This window comes from Streptomyces cacaoi (assembly GCF_006539165.1).
GTDB lineage: Bacteria > Actinomycetota > Actinomycetes > Streptomycetales > Streptomycetaceae > Streptomyces > Streptomyces cacaoi.
Genome location: NZ_BJMM01000009.1, coordinates 134,587 through 160,065 on the forward strand (window position 1 = coordinate 134,587; position 25,479 = coordinate 160,065).

Genomic DNA, 25,479 nt, shown 5'->3' on the forward strand with positions numbered 1-25,479 from the left:
AGGGACGCGGGGGGCGCGGGGTCGCGGGTGCGCGGTGCAGGTCGGGTGCCCGGTGCAGGCCGGCTGCGCGGGGCGCCGCGGCGGAGGGCTACCGCTCGGGTGGGTGTTCGGCGACGACGTTCACCCCGTCCACGCCGTCCACGCCGTCCACGCCGCCCACCCACGGCACCGTCGCATTGGCGAACCGCACGGCCCGGCCGCGCCCGGGGAAGCCCGGGTCGGGCAGCGCGAGGCCCACCCGGAACCGGCCGTGCACCGGCAGTTCCAGCGTGCCGCGCACCGTGCTCGGCCGGGGCCCCGGCCGCCCCGCCGCCCGGGTGCCCGCCCCTTCCGCCGTGGCCTCCGCCCGCTCCTGCGGCAGCCAGTGAGGCCAGTCCGCAGCGAGCCGCGTCCCGGCCACCGTCCGCCCCGCCTCGTCCAGCGCGACCAGCAGCAGCGGCCGTGGCTCCTTCGGCGCGGCGAAGCCCCGGTTCACCACGTCCACCTCGACGTCGAGCCGCCGGCCGGTGCGTGCCGTGCGGGCCTCCAGCACCTCGATGCGGTAGCCGAGATGGTCACGCAGATACTCGAACTGCGTCCGGGCGACCCGGTGTCCGCCCCGTGTGCGGAAGTACCCGTCGGAGACCGGCAGCCGGGCCTCCCGCACCTCCCGCTCGGTGAGCGCGGCCCGCTTCCAGGCGGGCACCGTCACCGTCGCGTTGTGCACGAGCGAGAGGGTGTCCCAGCGCAGCGTCTGGAGCCGGCGGGCCGCCGCGAGCCCCGGGATGACGGTGCTCCACGCGTACGGATCCTCGCTCTGCCCCTTGTCCCAGGGCATCTCGCCGTCCATCGCCGCCGTCGGCCCCACGTCCAGATACCGGGGCCAGCCCGGATTGTCCGGGACGTAGTAGTCCCACTCGCCCTCGCCGAGCGTCACATAGTCGTTGTGGAAACCGACCCGGTCGAGCAGGCCCCGGTCGGTGATCATGTCGCGCTTCTCGGCGTAGCGCACCTGGGTGTGGGTGCCCCGCGGCAGCGCCTCCACGAGGGAGGACATGACGGCGGTGACCGCCTCCGGATGGTTCTCGTGCCCGTGGTGACTGCCGTGCCACTCGCCCCAGGTGCCCAGGAACCCCGCCTGCCAGACGGCCACCACGTCGCTGTTGCGCGCCACCACCGGGGCCAGCTGTGCGATGTGCCGCTGGATGTCCTGCACGGTGTACCGCCGCGCCTCCCGCACCCCGTCGTCGTAGGCGAAGCGCAGCACCGCCGCGTAGCCCTTCGTCCGCAGCCCGCCCAGCACGCTCTCGATACGCGCGAGCGCCCCCGGCGGCAGCTCCTCGGTGGCGTACTCCCACAGATAGAAGTACAGCTGGGTGAGGTTCGCACCCGGCCCGTACTTCCGCTCCAGCAGGCCCAACGTGCCGGCCGCGTCCGGGGAATGGTCCTGCTCGTTCGGCCACGGACTGGTGAGGTCCGCCGCGTTGTACGACATCTCGTAGCGGAAGCCCCGCCGCGGATTGGCCACCGGCTCCCGCCCCCGTGGATCGTCCGGCCGGATCCCCCGGTGCCGGTGGTGCCGCCACCCCGGACTCTCCGCCCCGGCCACACCGCCGCCCCACCCCAGGGCCACCCCCGCGGCGGCCCCCGCCCCCGCACCCAACGCCGCCCTCCTGGACAGCGGTTGAAACCCGCCCGGCCAGCCCGTCATCCGGACCCCTCCTCCACACTGGTGCCGCCACCGTGCGCCTGACGCCTGCCGAGTCTGGCGCCGCGGGCCCCGCGGGGCCATGGACGCGAGCGCGGGAGGGGTGGACTTTTCACCCGGCGGACGCGGGGCCGACGCTGCGGCCTCCGGGCTCCGCGACCTCGGCCGTGGAGTGCACTGGATCGCCGGCGGGAACCGCCGGCACCCGGGTTCAGCCGGACGGCGCGGGCGGGGACCACACGCCGGACCACTGCGCGGCGCCGTACTCCTCGTACCGTGCCACCTCCGTGAACCCGAGCCTGACCGCCAGTCGCATCGCGCGGTCGTTCTCGACCCGGGTGCGGAGCACGACCCGCTCGCCGGGGAGCGCGTCGGCGAACCAGCCCAGTGCCGCCGTGCACGCCTCGGTGGCGTAGCCGTGTCCCCACGCCTCCGGCAGGAAAAGGTAGCCGAGTTCGGCCTCTCCGGACTGGGTTCCGGGGCCCCGGCGTTCCGCGTCGCGGTGCTCGAACGTGACCATGCCGATCAGCGTTCCGTGGAGAGCGACCACGAACACGCCGGGGCGCCGCCCGGGCACGTCGGGGACCGAGCGTTCGAGCTCGGTACGCGGCCGAGAACCGCCGATGTGCGCGCCGACCTCCGGCGAGGCGAACAGCTCGATGAACGGGGCACGGTCCCGGGCCTCCGACTCGCGGAGCACGAGCCGTGCGGTCCGCACGGGGGCGGGCGGCCAGGCGACGGATCCGAGTTTGGTCACGGCGGGCAACCTAGCGCACGCCCGGCCCCGATCGATCCCGACCGGTCCCGATCAGCTCTCCCCGCGGCCGCGGGACGCGGATCTAGGCTGCTCCCATGACCGGCAGAGCGCATGGCATACGCATCAGGCCGGGTGGCCGGGCCGACGTACCGGTGGTGCTGGGGCTGCTCGACGCCGCGGTGGTCTGGATGAACGCGCGTGGCAACACCGAGCAGTGGGGCACGACGCCGTTTTCGGACAGGCCCGGCGGAGTGGCGCGGGTTCAGCGGTATCTGACGGAGAACACGGTTCGTATCGCGGAGCGGGACGGGGCAGCTGCCGGGGCGCTGGTGCTGGATCACGGGCCCGACCCGCAGACGCCCGTCGCACCGGCCGGAGAGCCCGAGCGGTACGTCCGGCTGCTGGTCTCCGACCGCCGGCAGACGGGCCGGGGCATCGGTGCGGCGCTCCTGGACCACGCCGTCGAGGAGATCCGGCGTGCCGGTGTGGCGCTGCTCCGGGTCGACTGCTGGGCCGGAGGCGGGGGCGAGCTGGTGGCGTTCTACGAGCGCAACGGCTTCGTTCGCGCGGGGGAGTTCCTGGTCGGGGAGTGGCCGGGGCAGGTGCTGGAGCGGCGGGTCGGCTGACGTCCGGCGGAACCGGAACGCCGGGGAATGCCTGTGCGCCACGGCCCGGTTCGTCCTCCCGCCGGGCGCCGCTCAGTTCCCCGGCTCGTCCGGCCTGTGCGGTCCGTCCGGGGTCAGGCCGTGGCGGTGGACCGCCGAGGTGAGGAGGGCGTCCGCGATGTTGCGCAGGGCGGGGGCGCCCGGGACGGGGGCGTCGGCGGCCATGCCTCTGCCGGGGCGGAGCGTGGGCGTGGCGTTGACCTCCAGGAGGCGGGGCGTGCCGTCGGGGGTGAGGCGGAAGTCGGCGCGGGCGAAGTCGCGGCAGCCGAGGGCGTGGACGGCGGTCAGTGCCGCCTCGCGCAGGGCGGTGTCGACCGGTTCGGGCAGCCGGGCGCGGGCCCGGTCGACGGAGGTCGTCGAGCGCCCCGACTTGATCGCCTGGTCGAACACGGCGTGGCCCGCGGTGTCCTCGGGCGCGGCGAAGACGTACTCCATGGGGTCGAGGGCGCCGCCGTGCCCGTTGTCGGCCGCCTCCAGATAGCCGACGGTCATGTCCCGGCCGGTCACGAACTCCTCGACGAGGACCCCGCCGGGGTAGCGGGCCAGCAGTTCGTCGGCCGTGCGGAGCGCCTCCCGCGGGGTTTCGGCCACGGAGTCCTGGGTGATGCCCGTCGACCAGCCCTCCGCGTCGGGCTTGACGATGAGCGGCGGGGTCAGCGCGGACAGGTCCGCCTCACGGGCCCCGCGGGGCGCCCCGCCGGGGCGGCGCAGGAGGACCCACTCGGGGGTGTCCAGACCGGCCCGGCGCAGCACCAGCTTGGTCAGATGCTTGTCGAGCGCGGTGGCCAGTACATGGGCGGGCGAGCCGGTGTGCGGCAGGCCCAGATCGTCCAGCAGGGCCGGATACAGCAGTTGGCGCATGCCGCCGCGGTGGCCCTCCGCCACGTCGAGGACGAGGTCCGGGCGGCACGCGGTCAGCCCGTCGGCGATCCGGCCCACCGGCCCCGAGACCTCCACCGGGAGCACCTCGTGGCCCAGCTGTTCGACCGCCGTGCTGATCGTGTGCAGGTCGGTTGCGGACAGCGAGCCGGGGGTGGGTGCGTCCGGGGAGTCTTCGTTGTACGCGAGGGCGATGCGCATGGGGGCTCCCGGCTCGGTGCGGTGGGTGGGGCAGGCCCATGCATCGCCCTCGGGCCGGGGGGCCGAAACATGCCGTGCGCCGGTGTGCCGCCTCGTCCACCTCGCCTCTGTGGGGCCTCTGCGGGGCCTCTGCGCGGCCTCCCGCTCCGGCCCTGTTCTCCGCTGTCCCCCCGTGGCCCCTTCCGTTCAGGCGTCGCGCCAGGGCGCTCGTCCTCAAGCGCCGGACGGGCTTGGTTTTGCCTGCTGATGTCTTGTTGGTGTTGCTGTTCGGTGTCGCGCCGGGGCGGTCGTCCTCAGGTTTCGGACGGGCTCTGTGCGGGTTCGCCCGGTGTGGCAGGGGCCTTCTCCGACGGCTGCGGGCCCGGCCGGTGGGTTCGGTGGGGCAGGTGGTTGGAGAGGAGGTTGAGGGTGAAGGCGGTGAGGGCTGTGCAGGTGATGGCGTTGCCGAAGACGATGCGGAGGGCGTCGGGGAGGCGGTCGTAGATGTGCGGGGCGGTGACGGGGACCATGCCGGCGACGAGGGAGACCGCGATCACCAGGAGGTTGTGGGTGCCGTCGAAGTCGACGCGGCGGAGGATGCGGATGCCGACGCCGGCGACGATCGCGAACATCACGAGCGCGGCGGAGCCCACCACGGGGTCGGGGAGCGAGGCGATGACCGAGCCGAGCCGGGGGACGCAGCCGAGTACGACGAGGAGGGCTCCGGCCACGGCCGTGACCCAGCGGCTGCGTACGCGGGTCATCTCGACGAGGCCGAGGTTCTCGGCGAACACCGTGTCGGGGAAGGAGTTCATGGCCCCGGCGAGGATGCCGGAGAGGCCGTCGGCGGCCAGGCCGCGGCCGAGGTCGCCGGGGGTGAGGGTGCGGTCGGTCATCTCGGCGACGGCGATCATGCTCGCGGTGGACTCCGTGAAGATCACCAGCATGACGACGCACAGGGAGGCGACCGCGGCCGGCGGGAACTCCGGCGGGCCGAAGTGGAACGGGCCGGGTACGCCGAGCCAGGCGCCGTCGCCGGCGCCGGAGAAGTCGGCGTAGCCGAGCGGTACGGCGGCGGCCGTGCCGGCCAACAGGCCGATGAGTACGGCGACTTGGCCGAGGAAGCCGCGGAAGAGGCGCATCAGGACGACGATCAGGGCGAGGACGCCGCCGGCGAGGAGGAGCCGGGACGGTGCCGCGTAGCCGGGCGAGGACGGGTCGTCGCCGGCGACCATGTCGGTGCCGACGCCCAGCAGCGACAGGCCGATCACGGTGATGACGCTGCCGCCGACCACGGGCGGGAAGAGACGGGTCAGCCGGGCGAACGGTGCCGCGACGAGCAGGCCGAACACCCCGCTGGCGAGCATCGACCCGTACACGGCGGGCATGCCGTACTGCTGCGCGATCAGGATCATCGGGGCGACGGCGCTGAAGCCGGCCCCGGCGACGATCGGGAGTCGGACGCCGAGGATCCGGCCCACGCCGATGCTCTGGAGCAGGGTGATGACGCCGGCGACGAGCAGATCGGCGTCGATGAGCAGGGCGACCGTCTCGTGCGGCAGGCCCGCCGCGGCGCCGAACATCAGCGGTACCGCGATGGAGCCGGTGTACATCACCAGGACGTGCTGGATGCCCAGCAGGAGGAGCGGGCCCCAGGCGGGGCGCAGATCGACGGGGTGGCGGGCGTCTTCCACGGGGTGGACCTCTCCGTGCGGCCCGGAGCGCGGCCGGGCGCCGGGGAGGTGCGGCGGCCGGCGGCGGGGGCGTGGGGGCTGCCGTGGGCCGGCGGGGAGGGGCGGCCCGGCGGTCCGCGGCACGGGGGCCGCGCGGCCGGGGAGGGAACCCCCGCCGCGCGGCCGGGCTCTCGCGTCGTCGGGAGCGTCCCGGCGCGTGGCCCTGCCGGCCGCCGGGGTCCGGTCCGGGGCGTCCCGGTGGCGTCCGGCGGCCGGTCCCGGAGTGCCGCGGGGAGGGAACCCCGGTGGCGGCGGGCCGGCGGTGCGGTGCCGGATGGCGCGGTGCCGGACGGTCGTGTGCCGGCGGTCGGGGTGGTGCTCAGCGGTCGGCGGTGTCGGTGGCGGTGAGGAGCCGGGCGCTCTCCCGGGTCGCGTCCTCGTTGGGGCGCAGGGCGCGGGAGCCGGCCAGCTTGGCCGAGATGTGCTCGCCGATGGCGATGGGCGGGTAGAGCGGTTCGGTGTTCCGGGGTACGCAGCCGGGCAGCGGGCTGATGACGGCGTCGTGGTTGCCGTCGTGGAAGTAGGCGGCGGACCTGCGGCGTATCAGCCGGCCGTCCGCGTCGGTGGGCGGCAGCACCCGGTGCAGGGTGGAGCGCCAGCGGTCGTTTGTCCAACGGGCCAGCGCGTCACCGAGGTTGACCAGCAGGGCGCCCTCCTCGGGCAGCACGTCGTGCCACCGCCCCTCGGGGCCGAGGATCTGGAGGCCGGGCACCCGGTCGGCCCACAGCACGGTGACGATGCCGTAGTCGGTGTGCGCGCCCATGCCCATCCGGTCGCGTTCGACGTGGGTCTCGCCGTCGGGCAGCGCGTAGTTGTTCATGCGGAGCACGTCGACGGAGCGGTCGGTGCAGGGGCGGAAGAAGTCCTCGTCGAGGCCGAGGGCGTGGGCGAAGATCCGGGTCAGCAGCCGGGCCAGCCCGCCGGCGTGGGCGAACCAGGACTCGACGGCCTCGCGGAACCCGGGCGTGAGGTGCGGCGCCGGCCAGCGGTTCGCGGGGAAGTACGCGGTGGGCAGTGCGCTGCTGGGGTGTGCGGTGCCGTCGACACCGACGTTGAACGCCTCGAAGAGGTCCTCGGGGGAGGAGACGCCGAGGCTGAGGCTGAGCTTCTCGGCCTTGGGCGGGGTGTAGCCGCGGTTGACGTCGGGCGGTGCGCACAGTGCCCGCTTCTCCTCGGGGGGCAGGGAGAAGAAGGTGTCCATGGCCGTGGCCAGGTCGTCGGCGACCCGGTCGGGGATGCCGTGGCCGGTGATCTGGAGGAATCCGACGGTGCGTGCGGCCTCGTCCACGGCGGTGGCGAGGGCGGTGCGTTCGGCCGCGCTGCTCGTGGCCCAGTGCGATACGTCGATGACGGGCACCCGGAACCGGTCGTCGGATGACGGGAGTTCGGCCATCGCGGTGCCTCCTTCCGTGCGGGTGGGGGACGGGGAGTTCTCCGCCGACGGTGCCTGACACGGTGGCCGTGGTGGCGTGAACATGTAAATAACCGGGTGTGTGTTCTGGTCGACCGGCCAAACCCCGCCCCGCCCCGCGCCCCTACTCCTTGGTGGAACCTCCAACTCCGGCCGCCGCACCGGCCCGTGCGCCGGGGGACTCACCGCCCCGGCTGCCGGATCCCGCACGCCCCTGCCGCCCCGGCGGCACGAACAGCCCCTCGGCCCGCAGCAGCGGCAGCACGCCCTCGCCGAACCAGTACGCCTCCTCCAGATGCGGATACCCGGAGAGCACGAACTCCTCGACGCCCGCCCGGTGGTACTCCCCGATCAGCCCGGCCACCTCCCGGTGGCTGCCGACCAGCGCCGTGCCCGCGCCGCCGCGCACCAGCCCGATACCGGCCCACAGCCCGGGACGGATCTCCAGCCCGTCCCGGCTGCCGCCGTGCAGCGCCAGCATCCGCCGCTGGCCCTCCGACTCGCTGCGCGCCAGGCCCCGTTGGGCCGCGGCCACGGCCTGCGCGTCGACGCCGTCGAGCAGCCGCGCCGCCTCCGCCCACGCCGCCTGCGAGGAGTCCCGGCTGATGGTGTGCAGTCGCACCCCGAAGCGCACACGGCGGCCCCGCGCCGCGGCGAGGGCCCGCACCCGGCCGATCTTCTCCGCCACCTGCTCGGGCGGCTCGCCCCAGGTGAGATAGACGTCGCAGTGCTGCCCGGCCACCGGCAGTGCGGCGGCCGACGAGCCCCCGAAGTACACCGGCGGGACGGGGTCGGGCAGCCGGGTCAACCGGGCACCGGACACCCGCAGATGGGCGCCCTCGTGGTCGACGCGCTCCCCGCGCCACAGCGCCCGCACGATGTGCAGGAACTCGGCGGTGCGCGCGTACCGCTCGTCCTTGCCGAGGAAGTCCCCGTAGGCGCGCTGCTCCTCGCTCTCCCCGCCGGTGACGATGTTGAGCAGCAGCCGGCCGCCGGACTGCCGCTGGTAGGTGGCGGCCATCTGGGCGGCCAGCGTGGGGGAGAGGAACCCCGGCCGGAAGGCGACCAGGAACTTCAGCCGCTCGGTGTGCCGGGTGAGCATCGCCGTGGTGAGCCAGGCGTCCTCGCACCACGCGCCGGTGGGGGTCAACGCGCCGGTGAAGCCGAGCTGTTCGGCGGCGCGGGCGATCTGCACCAGATAGCCGATGTCCGGCGGCCGGTCGGCGCCGCTGCCGGAGAGCGGGGTGCCGTGCCCGCCGCCGACGATGCGGCGGCTGTCGCCGCTGGTGGGCAGGAACCAGTGGAAGGTGAGCGACATGGTGACTTCCTTCGGACGGGAGCGGGTGGGGACGTGCCGGGTTCAGGCGGCCCGGAGGGCGCCGGCGGGGGCGGCGGACAGCACCGCCGACAGCTCGGCCACGGCTTCCTCGACGCCGGTGCGCGCCTCCGGGTCGAGGACGGCCGTGCCCTGCGGGTCCCGGGCGATGTGCCGGTCCAGCACGAACCGGCCGCGCAGCACCCGGTCGGCGCCCAGCGCGGTCAGCACCGGGCGCAGCGCGTAGTCGAGCGCGAGGACATGGGCGGGGGAGCCGCCGGTCGTCAGCGGCAGCACCGCCTTGTCCCGCAGCGCGTCCTGCGGCAGCACGTCGAGCAGCGCCTTGAGCAGCCCGCTGTAGGACGCCTTGTGGACGGGGGTGCCGACGACGACCGCGTCCGCCCGGGAGACGGCCTCGACCGCCGCGCGCAGCACGGGGTCGGCGGTGTCGGCGTGCAGCAGCGCAGCGGCCGGCAGGTCGCGTACGGCGAGGTGGCGCACCCGGTGCCCGTCGGCGGTGAGCCGGGCACCGACGAGGCGCAGCAGCGCCTGGGTGCGGGAGGCGGCGGACGGGCTGCCGGCGAGGGTCAGCACGGTGGCGGCGTGCACGGCGGACATGGCGGCTCCTGGGATCGGGCTCGGCGAAGGGGCTCGGCGAAGGGCGGGGACGGGGCCGGTCCCGCGCGGGACCGGCCCCGGAGGTGTGCGGTCGGGGCAGGGGTCAGGCGGCGGCGTGCGGGGTGTAGTGGGCCGCTTCGTCGCCCTCGATCACCCGGCTGGTGCGGCCGTCGACGCCGACGGGGACGTCGCCGGCGACGGTGACCCGGTGCAGCCGGCGCGGCAGGTCGTCGTAGTCGTCGGGCGCGTAGTGCTGGGTGCTGCGGTTGTCGAAGACGACGAGGTCGCCGGGGGCCCAGCGCCAGCGCACGGTGTTCTCCGGGCGGGTCACATACGCCTGGAGGATGCGCAGCAGATCGCGGGACTCGTCGGCGGACAGGCCCTCCAGACGGTGCGCGAACCCGCCGATGAACAGGCCGCGTTCGCCGGTCTCGGGATGGACGCGGACGACCGGGTGGGCCGTGCGCCACTTCCGTGAGACGAAGATCCGGCGGTGCTCGGCCGCCTTCTCACCGCGGGGCGGGGACGCGGGCCGGGCGTAGTCGTGGTCGTTGCTGTGCTCCGCCCACAGCCGGTCGGCCAGCTCGCGCAGCGGCCCGGGCAGGTCGGCGTACGCCGCGGCCGTGTCGGCGATCAGGGTGTTGCCGCCGTACGGGGGGACGACGAGGCTGCGCAGGGTGCTCACCTTCGGCGGTGTCCGTACGAAGGTGACGTCGGTGTGCCAGTGGTTGGCGCGTACGCCCTGCTCGCTGTCGACGGGCAGGATGTGCGGCTCGCCCTCCACCGAGGGCACCGTGGGGTGGGCCGTGGTCAGCTCGCCGAACTGCGCGGCGAACCGTGTCTGGTCGGCGTCGGTGAGGTCCTGGCCGCGGAAGAACAGCGCCTTGTGCTCCAGCAGCGCGGCGTTGATCTCCTCGACGAGCGGGGGTTCCAGCGTCTCGGAGAGGTCGACGCCGAGGACCTCGGCGCCGATCCGGCCGCCGACGCGACGGACGTCGAATCCGGTGGTGGCCATGGGGGTTACCGCCTTTCGGTGTGGTCGGGCCCGCGGTCCCGCCGCTCGCCGGGGGCCGCCCGGCGGGGGCGGCCCGGGCGTCGCGGGCCGCGGGGGTACGGGGAGCAGGGGTGGGTCAGACGGTGCGCCGGGTGACACGCCGTTCCACGGCCACCAGCGCCTGGTTGAAGCCGACGCCGAGCGCGGAGACGGTGAGGATCGCGGCGTACATCTGCGGAATCGCGAAGTTGAGCTGCGAGTTGTTGATGAGGAAGCCGAGCCCGGCCTTGGCGCCCACCATCTCGGCGGCGATCAGCACCAGGATCGCGGAGGCCCCGGCGAGCCGGACGCCGGTGAAGACGGCCGGCAGACAGGCGGGCAGGATCACACGTTGGAACAGCCGCACCGGCGGCAGGTTCATCGAGCGGCCCAGCTTCAGCAGCGTGGGGTCGACGGTGCGCACGGCGCCGATGGTGTTCAGCAGGACGGGCCACACACAGGCGTACAGCACGATGGTGACCTTCGAGGTCTCGCCGATACCGAGCAGCAGCACGAAGACCGGCAGCAGCGCGAGCGCCGCCGTGTTGCGGAACACCTCCAGCAGCGGCCCGAGGAAGGCGGCCACCGGCCGGTACCGGCCGATCAGCAGCCCCAGCGGCACGGTGACGACGACGGCCAGCGAGAAACCGGTCAGCGAACGGAAGAGGCTGGCGCGCACGTCGTCCCACAGCCTGCCGTCCCGGAGCAGCTCCCACCAGGCGGTGGCCACCTCCGAGAACGGCGGCAGGAACACCCGGTCGGCCAGGCCGAGGCGGGGCGCGGTCTCCCACAGCGCCAGCAGCAGGGCGAGCGCGGCGGTGCGGGTGAGCGCGGCGCGGGCGGCGGCGGCCAGGCGACGCGGCAGCGTGCTCTCCCGCGGCCGGTCCGCGACGGGCGGCGGGGCCGGGCCGGGGCCCGGGGCGCCGGGAGGGGCCGGGCGGGTGTCCGGGCCGAGTGCCGTGGTCATGCCGCGACCGCCTCCCGCTCCAGCGTCCGTGCCCGGTCGATCTCGTCGTGCAGCAGCTCCCACACCTGGCGCCGGTGCGCGGCGAACCGGGCGCTGGAGCGCGGATCGCCCGGCTCGCCACGGGCGTCCAGCTCGATATCGACGACCTCCTTGACCCGGCCCGGCCGGGAGGTGAGCACGGCGACCCGCTGCCCCAGCAGCACGGCCTCGTCGATGCTGTGGGTGATGAAGACGACCGTCTTTCCGGTGCGCTGCCAGATGCCCAGCAGCTCGTCCTGGAGGGTCTCCCGGGTCTGCGCGTCGAGGGCCGCGAACGGCTCGTCCATCAGCAGCACCTCCGGGTCGCAGGCGAGGCTGCGGGCGATCGCCACCCGCTGCCGCATCCCGCCGGACAGCTCGTGCGGATACCGGTCCTCGAAGGCACGCAGGCCCACCAGCTGGAGGAACTCCCGTGCGCGCGCCGCGCGTTCGCGGCGCGGCACCCCGGCGGCCTCCAGTCCGAACTCGACGTTGGCGCGGGCGGTGCGCCAGGGCAGCAGCGCGTACTGCTGGAAGACGGTGCTGCGCTCGGGCCCGGGCCCGGTGACGGGCTCGCCGTCCAGCAGCACCCGCCCGCTGCTGGGCCGCTCCAGGCCGCCCAGCAGATCCAGCAGGGTGGACTTGCCGCAGCCGCTCGGTCCGACGACGACGGTGAACTCGCCCGCCGCCACGTCCAGTTCGACGTCCTGGAGGGCGACGGTGGGTGTGCGGGCGCCGCGGCGGCCGGACGGGCGGCCCGGGTAGCTCTTGCCGACCCGGTCGAGCCGGATCCTGGGCACGGCGGAGGCCGTGGCCGTGCCCGTCGAGTGGCCCGTGCCCGCTGTCGCGGTGGCGGCCGTTCCGGCGCCCGGCGGGGCGGTGGCGGTCGAGACGGTGGCCGCGGGGTGCGCGGTCGCCGTCGTCGCGGAGGTGCTCGCGGTGGTCGAAGCGGTGGTCGAAGCGGTGGTCAAGGTGGTCAACTCCCGGCGGGGTAGCGGTTGTAGTCGTTGGTGAAGATCCGGGACAGGTCGGGCGTGCCGCCCCGGATGTCGCCGCGCCGCTCCAGCCAGCGGGCCCACACCGCCAGCTCGCGTGCGGCGATCCGGCCTCCGGTGCCGTCGACCCCGTAGGAGCGCCAGTACCGCAGCGGGTCGAGGTCCTCGTTGCGGCGGCGGGCCCGGACGATGCGCTCCATACGGGCGACGACCCGGTCGCGCGGTGTGCGGCGGGACCACTCCAGGGCGCGGGCGACCCCGGTGACGAACGTCTCGGCCACCCTCGGATGGGCGGCCAGGAAGCGGTCGGCCATCACATACGTCCCGGCGCTGAACGAGCCGAGCAGCCGGTGGTCGTCGCTCAGCGCCCGCAGGCCCCCGTGCTCCAGGGCCTTGTCGCGCAGGATGTCGCCGAGCACCGCGGCGTCGATCTGCCCCTTGCGCAGGGCCTGTTCGGTGTTGACCGGGGGGAGTGCCAGCCGCTCGACGGAGGCGGCGGCGTCCCGCTCCAGCCCCGAGCGCTCCAGAAAGGTGTCGAGGAAGGCTTCGGAGTGCGCGCCGAGCGTGTTCATCGCGACGCGCTTCCCGGTCAGATCGCGGGCGTCGCGCAGCGGGCTGTCCCGCAGGACGTACAGCCCGTTGTACCGGGCGCGGTCCACGCCGTAGTAGCTGATGACGGCGGTGACGGGCGCCTCGGCCGCGGCCATCTTGACGACGGCGCCGTTGAACGCGCCGCCGAAGTCCACATCGCCGGCTGCCGCCGACTGGATGTCCTGCGGGCCGCTCGTGGTGTTGCCCACCCAGCGCAGCCGTACGTCCCCCAAGTAGCCCAGGTTCTCGGCGAGTTCGGCCGGGGTGACGGTACCGGCCCAGCCCTGGTAGCGCAGCGTCGTGGGCGGGATGCCGTCGCGGCCGCTCGCGGTGCCGCAGCCGACGGCGGCGGCACCGCCTCCGACGAGGGCGAGGAAGGCGCGGCGGGTGCGGGTGGATGGCGGCACGGGAACGCTCCGTGGGTTGCGGACTGCGGACTGCGGACTGCGGACTGCGGGTTGCGGGTTGCGGGTTGCGGTCGCTTTGTGGAACAGGCAGACAAAGGCGGTGCGGGAATTCCGGGTACGCGGAGCGCGAGGAAAGCGCACCGGCACAGGAATTCCGTCGGGTCGGCGGAGGAAAAGGGCACGCGGGAACTTCGGAACGCGGCGTCGGGAATTGCCCGTTGCGTTCCGTGTCCGGGTGCGGAGGCCCGCGCGGGAGAATGTCAGCCGCTCAGTGAAAGGCGGGAAGTGTGCGCGGGAGAAAAAGGAGCCGCGAGCGGCTCAGGAGCCGGCGAGACACCGGGAGGAGGTGCAACGCCGCAGGTCGACATGGAGGCGTGCGACGAGTACGGAATGCTGGCTCACAAGAGAAAAGCATGGCAGCGCGGGCTGCTGAACGTCAACGCCGCTGCCCCCTTTTCTCATATTCCGGATGCCGCCGGAGTCCGCTCGTGTATTCCGTACCGAACCGGAAAGCGCGGCCCCGCGAGCGGGCCCGGAGAAAAGGGGGCCGGGTCTGCGTCGTGTCATGGCGACCGCCTCGTCGCGCACAGGCCGGGGCGGCCGGTCTCGCGCAGATAGTGGCCGCCGATGTGGCGCAGCCCGGGGGCCGAGCGGCGGTGTGCGGTGAGGGTCCGTGCGTTGCGCCAGAACCGGTCCAGGCCCGGCGCCTCGGCCAGTTCCAGCACCCGCGCGGTGGCCTCCAGTGCGGTCCGGCTGGTGAACTCCTCGGCCGCGCAGACCTGGACGGCGACGTCGAACTGCTCGTCCACGCCGAGCGCGGCGCCCGCCGTCAGCGCGTCGGCCGCGGCGTCCGTCGCCCGCTCGACGACCGCCGCCGCGGTGTGCGCGGAGGCGGCGAGTTCCCCGTAGGCGACCAGCAGGTCCGGATCGCCGCCCGCCGCCCAGCCCTCCGCGCCGGTCCCGGCGGCCCCGCGGCTGACATCGCGCGCCTCGGCCAGCGCGCCCTCGACGGTGCCGAGCGCCACATGGGCCAGCGCGAGCCGCAGCACGGGGGAGGCGAGCGCGGTGGACGGTGCCGTCGACTCCTCGTCGTCCGGAGCGGTGCCCAGCACCTCCCGGGGCGTGAGCGCCACCCGTTCGAAGTCGACGGTGCCGGCGCCCGCGACGCGCTGACCCAGCCGCTCCCAGACGGGTTCGACCGCGACCCCGGCCCTGTCCCGTGGCACCCGGACGACCAGGACGTCGCCGCTGCCGGTGCAAACGGCGTCGACCAGCAGCTGGTCGGCGACGGCGGCGCCCGCGCGGACGGCCCGCCGCCCGTCGAGCAGATAGCCGGAGCCGTCCGGGGTGAGCGTCAGATCGTCGGGGCGGGCGCCGTCCGTCACGGTGCGCAACTCGCCCGCCCACAACCACTGGCGGCTCGCCGCCGTCCGCTCCAGCTGCGTCGCCCGGTGCCGTGTGCCGAAGAACCGGCCGCTGCGGGCGAGCACGTGGTGGCGCGCGAGCAGCTCCCCGAGGGAGCTGTCGGCGGCGGCGATCTCCCGGACGACGGCGCAGCCGGTGCGCCAGTCGGTGCCGTACGGGCCGCACGGCGGCCCGAGCCGGCCGGGCAGCCCCGCCTCGCGTATCCGCTCGGCCTCCTCGGCCGGCGGTTTGCCGTCCCGGTCCCTGGCCACCGCGTCGGACGCCAGATCGTCCGCCAACTCCTGGGCGACGCGCAGCAGTTCACGGGCTTCCTGGTCGCCTCGGCGGGCCCGGGACGCCCGGGCACGGGAGGGGGCGGACGGGCCGGAGGGAGCGGCGGCCCCGGAGAGGCCAGGCCGGACGGAGGACTCGAAGGGCTCGAAGGGCTCGGAGGGCCGGGAGGGCTCGGAGGGCTCGGGCGGCCCGGGGGTCCGGTGGGGCGCCCGGGGTGCGGGGTGGTTCCCGTGCCGGTTCACGCGGTCGGGGTCCGGGGAGCGGAGGGTGCGGGGGCCGCCTCGCTCACCGGTGTGTCGCCCTGCTCCGGCGCGGGGGCGTTCCGGGTGCGCCGGTGCTCCCTGAACGAGTGACCGAGCGCCGCCGCCCACAGCACATAGACGAGGGCGTAGACGGTCCACTGGACGCCGTCCCCTGCCCCGACCCAGTCGCTGCGCAGCAGTGTGCGGACGTTGGTGAGGACGATGAGCCCGCCCACGGCCGAGCCCAGCAGCCGGGGCGGCACATGGCGCACCAGCCAGGCGGCGAGCGGCGCGGCGACGAGCCCGCCCGCCAGCAGCGCGAGGACCCAGGCCGCGTCGACGCCCTCGGAGCCGAGCCCGACGAGGAACCCCGCGCTCGCGGCGAGCGCGACGAGGAACTCGCTGGTGTCGATCGAGCCGATGACCTTCCGCGGCTCCAGCCGTCCGCTGGCCAGGATGGCCGGGGTGCCCACCGGGCCCCAGCCGCCTCCGCCGGTGGCGTCCAGAAAGCCGGCCACGATGCCCAGCGGGCCGAGGAACCGCTTGCGCAGCGGCTTGCCGAGATTGCCCGTCGGCAGGCCGAGCAGGGTGAAGCGGCCGAGCACGTAGAGGCCGAGGCCGAGCAGGATGACGGACATGGCGGGCTCGGCCAGCTCCGTGGACAGGCCCGACAGCACGGTGGCGCCGACGAACGCGCCCACGGCGCCGGGCACTCCGATCTTCGCGACGACGCGCCAGTCCACGTTGCCGAACCGCCAGTGCGCCGCACCGGACACCAGCGTCGTGCCGATCTCGGCCAGGTGCACGGTGGCGGACGCGGCGGCCGGGTTGGTGCCGACGGCCAGCAGGAGCGTGGTGGAGGTGACGCCGTAGGCCATGCCCAGGCTCCCGTCCACGAGTTGGGCACCGAGCCCGGCAAGTGCCAACAGGATCAGCGTTCTCACGGCCACCTCACTGAAACCCTAGTATTCCTACTGGTTAGGTAGGGATATTGGTGCCGTGTGGACGCCTGCGGCAAGGGTGTGTCCGGATCGCGGACGGAAACGTCTCTCCATCCGGGACGTCGCAGGTCAGCCCGTCAGCCCGTCAGCCCGTCGCGCGGGCAGGGTGTCGCTCGTCGGGCCGCTCCGGGCTGTTCGGGCCGCCGCACCGGGGCCGTCGCCCAAGGTGTGACCCCGGTGCGGCCGTTCGAGGAGTGGTCCGGGTGCGGACGTTCAAGGGGCGGCCCGGGTGCGGCCGTTCGAGGAGCGGTCCGGGTGCGGGCGGTTCAGGGGTTGGTCCAGGCGGCCGGGTTCTCGGTGAGGGAGCACACACCGCTCGGCAGCCGCCCGGAGGCGACATCGGCCAGCGACACCCCTTCGAGGATCTCCCGGACGTTCGCCCGCAGTGCGATCCACAGCGGCAGCAGCGACTCCGCCGCACCGCTGTAGGACAGCTCGGGAGGGCGCACACCCCGCACGGACACCAGCGGGCCGTCGACCGCGCGCACCACATCGGCGATGCTGATCCGCTCCGGTGCGCGGGCGAGCCGGTACCCGCCGTTGATCCCGCGCTGGCTGACGATCAGGCCGCCGCGCCGCATGTCGTTGAGGATGCCTTCGAGGAACTTGTGCGGGATCTCCTGTGCCTGGGCGAGCGCTTCCGCCTTGACCGGTTCGGCCTTCCCGGCCGCTGTGAGCTGCAACGCGGCACGTACCGCGTAGTCCGCCCTGGCTGAGATCCGCATACCGGCATTATCCCGTACGGCACGTCGGCGCCCAGGGGCAGGGGAGTCGCGCAGGGGGCGGCGAGGGGCGAGCCCGGCGTCAGGTGGGCCCGTCGGCGGGGTGGTCCCCGGTGGTGCCGTCGTGGCCCAGCAGCCGGACGAACGCGCGGAACGCCGCCGGCATGTCCACCGCTTCCGGATCGAGCAGCCACTGGTACTGGAGGCCGTCCATGACCGCGACCAGCAGCGGGGCCGTCTCCTGCGGGGTGAGCCCCGACGGCAGCCGCTCGCCGAACTCGGCCCGCAGTGTGGCGGCGAGGCTCTCCCGGACGGCGGCCGCGCGCCGGGTGAAGTAGTCCCGCGCGGGATGCCGCGCGGTCACGCTCTCGCCCAGCAGGGCGGAGAACGCCTGGACGATGCCGGGCCGCATCGCGTTGTACTCGACCAGCGAGGCGTACAGATCCAGCCGCCACGGCTGTGCGCCACGGGCCCGCGGGCCGCCGGTGTCCCACTCGTCCCGGGCCTCCAGCGTGGCGATCAACAGCGCCTCCTTGGTGGGGAAGTGGTGCAGCAGCCCCTGCTGGGTGATGCCGACCCGCTCGGCCACCGCGGCCAGCGAGGCGCCCCGGTAGCCGCGCTCGGCGATCACCTCCAGCGCGGCCTGCACGATCCGGGCCCGCCGGTCCTCCCCGCGCGCGGCACGCGCCGCGCCCTGCCGTGCCGTCCGCCGCACCCCGGTGTCCGGCGTGTGCCGCGCCCCCGGCCGCTTCCCAGTCACGGCGACGAGCCTAGCCGAGCCCTCCGGCCGTAGGTAACGAAAGCGCAACTCTCCCTACTGTGCGACAGGTTGACGGCGGCAGGATGGGGCGCGCCACGATCCGCCCCGCTCGCCCCCAGGAGGCAGGCCATGACGATCGACGAGACGGTCGTCGAGAACGCGCTCGCGCGGCTCGACCTCGACGCCAGAACCCGGCTGCTCGCGGGCAACGACATGTGGTCGCTGCCCGCCGAACCCCGCATCGGACTGCGCGCACTGGTCATGTCGGACGGGCCGGTGGGCGTGCGCGGCGTGCGCTGGAGCGCGGACGATCCCTCCGTCGCGCTGCCCAGCCCCACGGCGCTCGCCGCCGCCTGGGACCCCCGGCTGGCCCGCCGCGCCGGGCATCTGCTGGCCCAGGAGGCCCGCCGCAAGGGCGTCGACGTGCTGCTCGCGCCGACGGTCAATCTGCACCGCTCCCCGCTCGGCGGGCGGCACTTCGAGTGCTACTCCGAGGACCCGCTGCTCACCGGCGCCATCGGCACCGGCTATGTGACCGGGGTGCAGGAAGGCGGGGTCGGCACCACCGTCAAGCACTTCGTCGCCAACGACGCCGAGACCGAGCGCTTCACCGTCGACAACCTGGTGTCCGAGCGGGCGCTGCGCGAGCTGTATCTCGCGCCGTTCGAGGCGATCGTCCGCGACGCCCGCCCCTGGGGTGTGATGGCCGCCTACAACGCGGTCAACGGGCCGACGATGACCGAGCACCGGCAGCTGCTGCGCGACGTGCTGCGCGGTGCGTGGGGCTTCGACGGCTTCGTGGTGTCCGACTGGATGGCCGCCCGCTCCACCACGGGCGCGCTCGCCGGCGGGCTCGATGTGGCCATGCCCGGGCCGCGCACCGTCTACGGCGCGGCGCTCGCCGCGGCCGTGCGCGCGGGCGAGGCCGACGCGGACGAGGTCGCCGAGGCCGTGCGCGCCGTGCTGCGGCTGGCCGCACGGGTCGGCGCGCTCGACGGGACGGGCCCGGCCGTCGCACCCGAAGCGCTTCCGCCGACCGTCGACGGTGCCGCGCTGGCCCGGGAGATCGGCCACCGCTCGGCCGTGCTGCTCCGCAACGAGAACGGTGTGCTGCCCCTGGACCGGCCCGGCAGCGGGGAGGCCGGCGCCGTCGCGCTCCTCGGTGCCGCCGCGCGGGACGCCCGGGTGCTCGGCGGCGGCTCGGCCCAGGTCTTCCCCGCCCATGTCGTCTCCCCGCTCGACGGGCTGCGCGCCGCCCTCCCCGACGGCGCCCTGCGCTACGCCGTCGGCGCCCACCCCAGCGACGAACTCGCCGCCGCCGAGGCCGGGTTCACGCTCGGCGCCGTCTGCCGCGACCGCGACGGACACGTCCTCGGCCGCACCCCGCTGCCCAGCGGCGCCGTCCAGTGGCACGGGACGGACCTGCCCGACGGGGTGACCCGCGAGCAGCTGCACACCGTGGAGATCACCGGCACCTTCACCCCGCGGGAGAGCGGGCAGCACAGCTTCGGCACCCGCGGCGTGGGCGCCTTCCGGCTGACCGTCGCCGGACGGACGCTCTTCGACGGCGACCAACGGCCCGACGGCGGCGATGTGTTCGAGGCGGTCTTCGGTACGCCCGTCGAGCACGGCCGCCTCGAACTGACCGCGGGCGAACCCGTCGAGGTGTCGCTCGTGCACACCGTGCCCGACACCAGCGCGCTGCCCGTCGACGCCACCGTCCTCGCCCTCGTCCACCGCGAGCCGCGCCGCCCCGCCGAGGAACTCCTCGCCGAGGCGGAGGCGGCGGCGCGGGCCGCCCGGACGGCCGTCGTCGTGGTCTCCACCACCGAACGGGTCGAGAGCGAGGGCTTCGACCGTGCCGACCTGCGGCTCCCCGGCCGTCAGGACGAACTCGTGCACCGCGTCGCGGCGGCCAACCCCCGCACGGTCGTCGTCGTCAACTCCGGCTCGCCCGTGGAGATGCCGTGGGCCGACGAGGTCGCCGCCGTCCTGCTCACCTGGTTCCCCGGCCAGGAGGCGGGGGCAGCCCTCGCGGACGTGCTGCTCGGCGACGAGGAGCCCGGCGGCCGGCTGCCCACCACCTGGCCGGCCCGGCTGGCGGACGCACCCGTCACCCGCGTCACCCCCGCCGACGGCCGACTCCCCTACGAGGAAGGCGTGTTCATCGGCTACCGGGCCTGGCAGCGGTCCGGCGCGACGCCCGCCTACTGCTTCGGGCACGGCCTCGGCTACACGGACTGGGAGTACGAGACCCTCGACTGGCAGCCGTCCGACGCCGAGGCGGAGCTGGGCACCGCCACCGTGCGGGTGCGCAACCGCGGGGCGCGGGCGGGTCGCGAGGTGGTGCAGCTCTATCTCGCCGCGCCCGCCGACGACACGGTGGAGCGGCCCCGCCGGGTGCTGGCCGGATTCGCGGAGGTCCGGGTGCCGGCCGGGGGTTCGGCGGAGGTGGCCGTCGCCGTGCCGCGCCGGGCCGTCTGCGTCTGGGACACCGCGCGGCAGGACTGGCGTGCGGTGCCCGGTGCGTACACCGTCGAGGCGGGGCGCTCCGTCGACGACCTGCGGTTGCGTGCGGAGGCCGTCGTCGCCGGGTGACTCCTGCCCCGGCCGCCCCTTCCCGGATTCCGCGTCGGCGACGGTGACCGCCGGCCCTCGCGGACGGGGTGCTCCGGCGCGCAGCGGCGACGGGAGGAGACCGGGGTGCGGACGGGGCGCACCCCGACGGGCGTCAGGGCCGTGCCCCGACGAAAGTCAGGGCACGGACGGGCCCTTGGTCCACTGCCCCCGCCCACGGGCCGTTCCTAGGTTGTCGGGAGACGGCGCGGGCCCCGGGATGCCGGGACGCCACCGCGCCGGCCGACCCGTCCCGACGCCGGAAGAGGCACCGCCATGCTCACCGCACCCACGGCCGCCACGGTCACCGCCACCACCGACTCCTACACCGTCTCCGTCGCCGTCACCGAGGAGGAGGTGCACGCCGCCCAGCGCCTGCGCTACCGCGTCTTCGGCGAGGAGCGCGGCGCCTCGCTCACGGTCTCACCGGACGGGCGGGACACCGACGAGTTCGACGCCGTCATGGACCATCTGATCGTCACCGAGCGCACCGGCGGCGAGGTGGTGGGCACCTACCGGCTGCTGCCTCCCGGACGCACCGGAAAGCTGTTCTCGGAGACGGAGTTCGACCTGCGGACGCTGCCGGCCGAGGTGCGCGCCACGATGGTCGAGGCCGGGCGGGCCTGTGTGCACCCCGCCCACCGCTCGGGTGCGGCGATCAACCTGATGTGGGCTGCGCTGGCCCGCTACGTCCTGCTGTCCGGGCACCGCTACCTGGCCGGCTGCGCCTCGGTACCGCTGACACCGGACGAACAGGCCGCGGCGAACGCCTGGTTGCTCGGGACGACGAGACACCAGTCCCCGCCGGAGCTACGGGTGCGCCCGCTCGACCCGTGGGTGCCCGCGCAGGCCCTCGACGCCCGGCCGGACCCGGCGTCGCTGCCGCCGCTGCTGCGCGGCTATCTGCGGGTGGGCGCCTGGCTGTGCGGGGCACCGCAGCACGAACGGGCCTTCGGCGACGCCGACTTCTTCGTCCTCCTCGACACGGAGCGGATGAACCCGCGCTACCGCCGCTACTTCCTCGGGGACGCGCTCGGGGCCGGTGCGTGAGCGCCCATGTGCCCACGCGGGAGGCTGCCCCCGGCCCCTGGGCGGCCTGGTCGCCGTGCACCGCCGCCTGCGCCGGGGCGGACGGCCCGCCCGTCCCGTGGCCACGCGCCGTCCGCCGGGCCGGCGCCTTCGCCGGGGTGCTGGCGGGCGCGCTGGCGGACGGTACCCGGCTGGGCCGGCCGGACCTCCTGCGACGGCGGGCCCGCCAGGTGCTCGACGCGCTCGGCGTGCGGCTTCGGACGCGGAGCACCGCGCTGAGCGCGGGCGGCCGGACGGGCACGCTGCTGGTCGCCAACCACATCTCGTGGCTGGACGTCCTCGCCGTCCTCGCCGTCGAACCGGTGGCCGTGCTGGCGAAGCGGGAGATCGGGACATGGCCCGTGGCCGGCCGGCTGGTGCGCGCCGCGGGCACCCTGTTCATCGACCGGGAGCGACTGCGCGAACTCCCCGCCTCCGTCGGGGAGTTGACGGACCACCTGCGGGCGGGGCGCTCGGTCCTCGTCTTCCCGCAGGGCGTCACCTGGTGCGGGGGAGCGGGCGGCGCCTTCCGCCCGGCGGCCTTCCAGGCCGCGCTCGACGCCGCCGCTCCGGTACGGCCCCTGACCCTCGGCTACAGCCGCGCCTCCGTGCCCAGCACCGCCGCCGCCTTCGTGGGCGAGGACACCTTCGGCGCCTCGCTGGCCCGGGTGCTGCGCACCGACGGCCTGACCGTCTCGCTGCGTGCGCATCCGCCGCTGCTGCCGGAGCCCGGCACGGACGACCGGCGCGCCCTCGCGGCCCGGGCGCACGCCGCGGTGGCCGCCATGGAGGACGGAGCCCGGCGGGCCGACGGCGCCCGCACCGGGGCCGGCGGTCGCACCGGCCCCGCGGCCCGTGCGGGCCGCGCCGACCCCACCGGGCACGGCACCGGCACCCGGGCCGCCCACGGAGCCCGCGCCACCCGGACGGGCCCCGATGTCTGAGCCGGAGCTGCTGCGCGGGCTGGCGCTGCTGCCCCACATCCCCTGGCCGGACGCGCGGTCGGTGACCGGATCGTCCTGGCTGTGGGCCGTGGTGGCGCTGGTGGCGGCGCTCGATGCCGTGCTGCCGTTCATGCCCAGCGACATGACGGTCGTTACCGTCGCGGTGTTCACCGGGTTCGACCCCGGCCGGCTCGCGCCGCTGATGGCGGTGGCCGCCGTCGGCGCGTTCGGCGGCGACCTGCTCGGCTACGCGCTGGGGCGGCGCTTCGGGCCGGCGGCGCTGCGCCGTCTGCTGCGCGGCGACCGCGCGCGGCGGCGCCACGCGTGGGCGCGGGAGCTGGTGGAGCGGCACGCCCTGTGGCTCGTGCTGGTGAGCCGCTGTCTGCCCGGGGCCCGGGCGGCGTGCGTGCTGAGCCTGGGCGGCCTGCGGTTCCCGTTCCGCAGGTTCGTCGTCCTGGACGCGTGCGCGGCGGCGGTGTGGGCGGTCTTCCTCGGCCTCGTCGGGGCGGCGGGCGGCACGGGATTCCGCGACGACCCGCTCCTGGCCGTCCTGTCGGCCATGGGGCTGTCCCTGCTGCTGGCCGAGAGCGCGCGCAGGCTCCGGGGCGCCGTCCGTGCCCGGCGCGGGCGGGCCACCGTGCGTGCCCGGCCCGCGCCGGAGCAGGCAGGGCGGACGGACGGGCACAGGCACCCGGTCGGGCCCGGCGGCGGGTCAGGAGACCGGTGCCTCGACGCCGGACCCGGGGGCGGGGAAGGCGACCGGTGCGCGAGCGGGAGCGGACGCTGAACGTCCCGCACCGCCGTGCGCCCCGCAGCCCCGGCTCAGCCCACGTACCGCCGGGCCGTCGAGGTGCGCTGGGCCTCCTCCAGCGCGGCGAGCCGGTGTTCGACGCGCGGCGGGACGGGGCGCCGCTCGGCGAGCACCCAGGGCAGCCCGGCCAGCGCGTGCCCGAAGGCGCGTGCGCTGGCGGCGTCGCGCGGCACGGTGCGCGCCAGATGCCAGGTGCGGCGGACAGCGGCGGGCAGCGGGCGGCGCAGCCACGTGTACCAGAGGGTGTTGCGCAGCCCCTGGACGCGCCGTCCGGTGGCGTCCCGGGCGGGGGAGGGCGCGTGGTGGACGGTCAACTCCTCGCGGTAGGCGAGCCACCAGCCGGCCACCGCGAGGTCGGTCGCGAGCAGCTCCTCCTCGCCGCCGAGCCACAGCCGCGGCGAGAAGCCGCCCGCGGCACGGAACGCGGTCACCCGCAGACACGTCGCCGCCGCCAGGAACGAGCCCAGTGCGGGCCCAGGCAGCCAGTCGGGCCCGGGCACGGGCGAGTCGCGCAGCTCGGCGACGACGGGGTCCTCCGTGCCGTCCGGTTCCACGACGATCCGTGCGACGACACCGGCGAGCGCGGGGTGCGCGTCGAGGACGCCGGCCGCGGCGCTCAGCGAGCCGGGCTCCCACCAGGAGTCGTCGTCGCAGAACGCCACGTACTCCGTGGTGACCTGGCGCACCGCGAGATTGCGTCCGACGGCGCCGGTGTTGCGCCCGGGCGTCAGCAGCGTCATCTCCGGGTGGGCGGCGCGGACGGCGGCGGCCGTGCCGTCGCGGGAGGCGTTGTCGACGACGATCACCGGTGGCCGCTCGGGCAGCCGCGCCAACAGGCCGAGCGTGCGCAGCAGTTCGTCCCGCCGGTCGCGGGTGATGACCACGACGGTCACCCGGGCGTCCGGCGCGCGCTTCACGAGGCGGCCTCCACGCGCCGTGCCGCCGCCTCGACGGCCGGGGGCAGCGGACGGCGCAGCCGGACTGCGGCCGGCAGCCGGGGCAGCAGCCCGCGCACCGCACGCCGTGCCCCGCCGTCCCGCACCGCGGCCGCGCAGGACGCCGCCGTACGTGCCAGCGCCACCCGCAGGGGGCGGCGCAGCCAGGCGATGAGCAGTTCGTTGCGGTGGACGAGGGCCGCACGTCCCGGCCGGGGCGTATCGGCGGGGGCGTGCCGGGCGAGGACGTCCGGGCGGTGCACGACGCGCCAGCCGGCGGCCCGCAGATCGTAGGCCAGCAGCGTCTCCTCGGCACCGAAGAACAGCAGCGGATGGTAGCCGCCGGCCGCCAGGTACGCCTGTCTGCGCACCACCGCGGCGCAGCCGAGGAAACCGAGCACGTCACGTCCGCCCGCCGCGTCCGGACCGCCGTCGCCCAGGGGCGAGTTGGCCAGCACCGAGTTGAGCGGGTCGGGGGCGCCCCCGGAGCCGACGGTGATGTTCGCCGCGATCAGCCCCACGCCGGGGTGTGCGTCGAGGACGCGGGCCGCGGCGCTCAGCGAGCCGGGCTCCCACCAGGAGTCGTCGTCGCTGAACGCCACGTACTCGGTGCGCAGCGCGCGCACCCCGTCGTTGCGGGCCAGCGCGCCCCGGTTCACCGGGAGGCGGAGCAGCTCGACGCCGGGGAAGGAGCGCAGCACCATCTCGGGCGTGCCGTCCCCGGAGGCGTTGTCCGCCACCAGGATGCGCGGCTGCTCGGGCAGCGCCCGGAGCCGCTCCAAGGTGTGGGCGAGCGACTCCCGCCGGTCACGGGTGGCGATGACGACGCCGAGCCGGTCGCGCAGGCTCCCGGACGCAGGGCCCTGTTCCTGGGGTCCCTGGGGTCCCTGAGCTTCCTGGGATTCCTGGGCTTTCCGGGATCCCTGGAATTCCTGGGGGCCCTGGGATTCCTGGGGCCCCTGGGCGGGTTGCATGGCGCCTCACCTTCGTTCCGGCCGGGCCTGCCGGTGCGCGGGCCGGAAGGGGGGCACGGCGGAGCCGCGCCGCGTGGCTCCACCGTGCCGGGGCGGCTGCCGCGGCGGCGGCCCGTGGTCCGTACGGCCCGTCAGCGGTCGAACATCTCCTTCTCGACCTGGTCCGGGCCCTCGATGCGGTCGCTCCTCAGACGCGAGATCCGGTCGACGACCTCGTCCTGGGCCTTGTTCCTGCGGGCCACATCGGTCAGGGTCTTGCGGTCCGTGGGGTACGAGGCGCCCTTGAGTGCCTGCTGTACCTCGATCGGGTCGACATCGCTCATGGTGGCTCCCGGGTGGGTGCGGGGATCGTCCGGGGCGGCGCGTCTCGCGGGCCCGGCGGCCGGAGCGGAGGCGGTGAGCCGGGGCGCTCCCTGCGGGGCCCGGTGCTCCCGTGGTCCGCCCCCGTTGAC

Annotated in this window: 23 protein-coding genes; 5 read left to right on the forward strand and 18 right to left on the reverse strand. The window is 75.4% G+C overall.

Translation table 11 applies throughout. From position 1 onward, the window contains the following. Positions 1-88 precede the first annotated feature (88 nt). Together SCA03_RS11685 and SCA03_RS11690 are read right to left on the reverse strand one after the other, a co-directional pair. Positions 89-1,507, reverse strand: a complete 1,419-nt coding sequence (locus SCA03_RS11685; RefSeq protein WP_141275358.1) for a DUF4874 domain-containing protein — start codon at positions 1,505-1,507, stop codon at positions 89-91. Between the two features lie 391 nt (positions 1,508-1,898). Further along, positions 1,899-2,444, reverse strand: a complete 546-nt coding sequence (locus tag SCA03_RS11690; RefSeq protein WP_086817911.1) for a GNAT family N-acetyltransferase — start codon at positions 2,442-2,444, stop codon at positions 1,899-1,901. A gap of 95 nt (positions 2,445-2,539) precedes the next feature. Between SCA03_RS11690 and SCA03_RS11695 the strand changes: the two genes are divergently transcribed. Next, a complete protein-coding gene (locus SCA03_RS11695) occupies positions 2,540-3,070 on the forward strand; it encodes a GNAT family N-acetyltransferase (protein ID WP_086817910.1) in 531 nt (176 codons plus the stop codon). 72 nt (positions 3,071-3,142) lie between these two features. Here the strand turns inward: SCA03_RS11695 and SCA03_RS11700 are convergent, their stop codons facing one another. The 13 genes from SCA03_RS11700 to SCA03_RS11760 form a co-directional block, all read right to left on the reverse strand. Continuing rightward, positions 3,143-4,189, reverse strand: coding sequence for a D-alanine--D-alanine ligase family protein (locus SCA03_RS11700; protein ID WP_086817909.1), 1,047 nt, complete (start codon positions 4,187-4,189; stop codon positions 3,143-3,145). A gap of 293 nt (positions 4,190-4,482) precedes the next feature. After that, entirely contained in the window at positions 4,483-5,862 is a 1,380-nt protein-coding gene (locus tag SCA03_RS11705) for a nucleobase:cation symporter-2 family protein (protein ID WP_051846137.1), read from the reverse strand. Positions 5,863-6,220: 358 nt separating this feature from the next. Next, on the reverse strand, positions 6,221-7,294 hold the full coding sequence (locus SCA03_RS11710; protein WP_086818395.1) for an isopenicillin N synthase family dioxygenase: 1,074 nt from the start codon (positions 7,292-7,294) through the stop codon (positions 6,221-6,223). A 142-nt stretch (positions 7,295-7,436) separates the two neighbouring features. After that, positions 7,437-8,630 carry an LLM class flavin-dependent oxidoreductase gene (locus SCA03_RS11715; RefSeq protein WP_086818394.1) on the reverse strand — a complete coding sequence of 398 codons (1,194 nt, stop codon included), beginning with the start codon at positions 8,628-8,630 and terminating at the stop codon, positions 7,437-7,439. Between the two features lie 42 nt (positions 8,631-8,672). Then, positions 8,673-9,245 carry an NADPH-dependent FMN reductase gene (gene ssuE, locus SCA03_RS11720; RefSeq protein WP_030884625.1) on the reverse strand — a complete coding sequence of 191 codons (573 nt, stop codon included), beginning with the start codon at positions 9,243-9,245 and terminating at the stop codon, positions 8,673-8,675. A 103-nt stretch (positions 9,246-9,348) separates the two neighbouring features. Further along, positions 9,349-10,260, reverse strand: coding sequence for a TauD/TfdA dioxygenase family protein (locus tag SCA03_RS11725; RefSeq protein ID WP_086813829.1), 912 nt, complete (start codon positions 10,258-10,260; stop codon positions 9,349-9,351). A gap of 115 nt (positions 10,261-10,375) precedes the next feature. Then, positions 10,376-11,245: an ABC transporter permease gene (locus SCA03_RS11730; protein ID WP_141275359.1), complete on the reverse strand. Its 870-nt coding sequence runs from the start codon at positions 11,243-11,245 to the stop codon at positions 10,376-10,378. Beyond that, the gene (locus SCA03_RS11735; protein WP_030884633.1) at positions 11,242-12,063 is read right to left on the reverse strand and encodes an ABC transporter ATP-binding protein; all 822 of its coding nucleotides are present in this window, start codon (positions 12,061-12,063) and stop codon (positions 11,242-11,244) included. The genes SCA03_RS11730 and SCA03_RS11735 overlap by 4 nt, the downstream gene beginning before the upstream one ends. Positions 12,064-12,239: 176 nt before the next feature. Beyond that, positions 12,240-13,256: an ABC transporter substrate-binding protein gene (locus SCA03_RS11740; RefSeq protein ID WP_030884636.1), complete on the reverse strand. Its 1,017-nt coding sequence runs from the start codon at positions 13,254-13,256 to the stop codon at positions 12,240-12,242. A 563-nt stretch (positions 13,257-13,819) separates the two neighbouring features. Then, positions 13,820-15,196 carry an acyl-CoA dehydrogenase family protein gene (locus SCA03_RS11745; RefSeq protein ID WP_230988599.1) on the reverse strand — a complete coding sequence of 459 codons (1,377 nt, stop codon included), beginning with the start codon at positions 15,194-15,196 and terminating at the stop codon, positions 13,820-13,822. Continuing rightward, on the reverse strand, positions 15,193-16,140 hold the full coding sequence (locus SCA03_RS11750) for a sulfite exporter TauE/SafE family protein (RefSeq protein ID WP_030884643.1): 948 nt from the start codon (positions 16,138-16,140) through the stop codon (positions 15,193-15,195). Before SCA03_RS11750 ends, SCA03_RS11745 begins: the two co-directional genes overlap by 4 nt. 323 nt (positions 16,141-16,463) lie before the next feature. After that, entirely contained in the window at positions 16,464-16,922 is a 459-nt protein-coding gene (locus SCA03_RS11755) for an RrF2 family transcriptional regulator (protein ID WP_030884646.1), read from the reverse strand. Positions 16,923-17,001: 79 nt separating this feature from the next. Next, a complete protein-coding gene (locus SCA03_RS11760; RefSeq protein ID WP_086816592.1) occupies positions 17,002-17,634 on the reverse strand; it encodes a TetR/AcrR family transcriptional regulator in 633 nt (210 codons plus the stop codon). A 174-nt stretch (positions 17,635-17,808) separates the two neighbouring features. On the opposite strand from SCA03_RS11760, the gene SCA03_RS11765 reads away from it, so the two are divergent. The 4 genes from SCA03_RS11765 to SCA03_RS11780 all read left to right on the forward strand — a co-directional run bounded on the left by SCA03_RS11765 (position 17,809) and on the right by SCA03_RS11780 (position 23,094). Next, positions 17,809-20,277 (forward strand): glycoside hydrolase family 3 protein, encoded by a 2,469-nt coding sequence (locus SCA03_RS11765; protein ID WP_086816594.1) that lies wholly within the window; start codon positions 17,809-17,811, stop codon positions 20,275-20,277. A gap of 294 nt (positions 20,278-20,571) precedes the next feature. Then, entirely contained in the window at positions 20,572-21,345 is a 774-nt protein-coding gene (locus SCA03_RS11770; protein ID WP_086816596.1) for a GNAT family N-acetyltransferase, read from the forward strand. An 8-nt stretch (positions 21,346-21,353) separates the two neighbouring features. Beyond that, positions 21,354-22,307, forward strand: coding sequence for a lysophospholipid acyltransferase family protein (locus SCA03_RS11775; protein WP_176602529.1), 954 nt, complete (start codon positions 21,354-21,356; stop codon positions 22,305-22,307). Then, positions 22,300-23,094, forward strand: coding sequence for a DedA family protein (locus SCA03_RS11780; RefSeq protein ID WP_086816599.1), 795 nt, complete (start codon positions 22,300-22,302; stop codon positions 23,092-23,094). Before SCA03_RS11775 ends, SCA03_RS11780 begins: the two co-directional genes overlap by 8 nt. Before the next feature lie 35 nt (positions 23,095-23,129). On the opposite strand, the gene SCA03_RS11785 is transcribed toward SCA03_RS11780, so the two are convergent. The 3 genes from SCA03_RS11785 to SCA03_RS11795 all read right to left on the reverse strand — a co-directional run bounded on the left by SCA03_RS11785 (position 23,130) and on the right by SCA03_RS11795 (position 25,350). Continuing rightward, positions 23,130-24,035 (reverse strand): glycosyltransferase family 2 protein, encoded by a 906-nt coding sequence (locus tag SCA03_RS11785; RefSeq protein ID WP_086816601.1) that lies wholly within the window; start codon positions 24,033-24,035, stop codon positions 23,130-23,132. After that, positions 24,032-25,027, reverse strand: a complete 996-nt coding sequence (locus tag SCA03_RS11790) for a glycosyltransferase family 2 protein (protein ID WP_086816603.1) — start codon at positions 25,025-25,027, stop codon at positions 24,032-24,034. The genes SCA03_RS11785 and SCA03_RS11790 overlap by 4 nt, the downstream gene beginning before the upstream one ends. A 131-nt stretch (positions 25,028-25,158) precedes the next feature. Beyond that, positions 25,159-25,350: a DUF2795 domain-containing protein gene (locus SCA03_RS11795; protein ID WP_030884668.1), complete on the reverse strand. Its 192-nt coding sequence runs from the start codon at positions 25,348-25,350 to the stop codon at positions 25,159-25,161. Positions 25,351-25,479 lie beyond the last annotated feature (129 nt).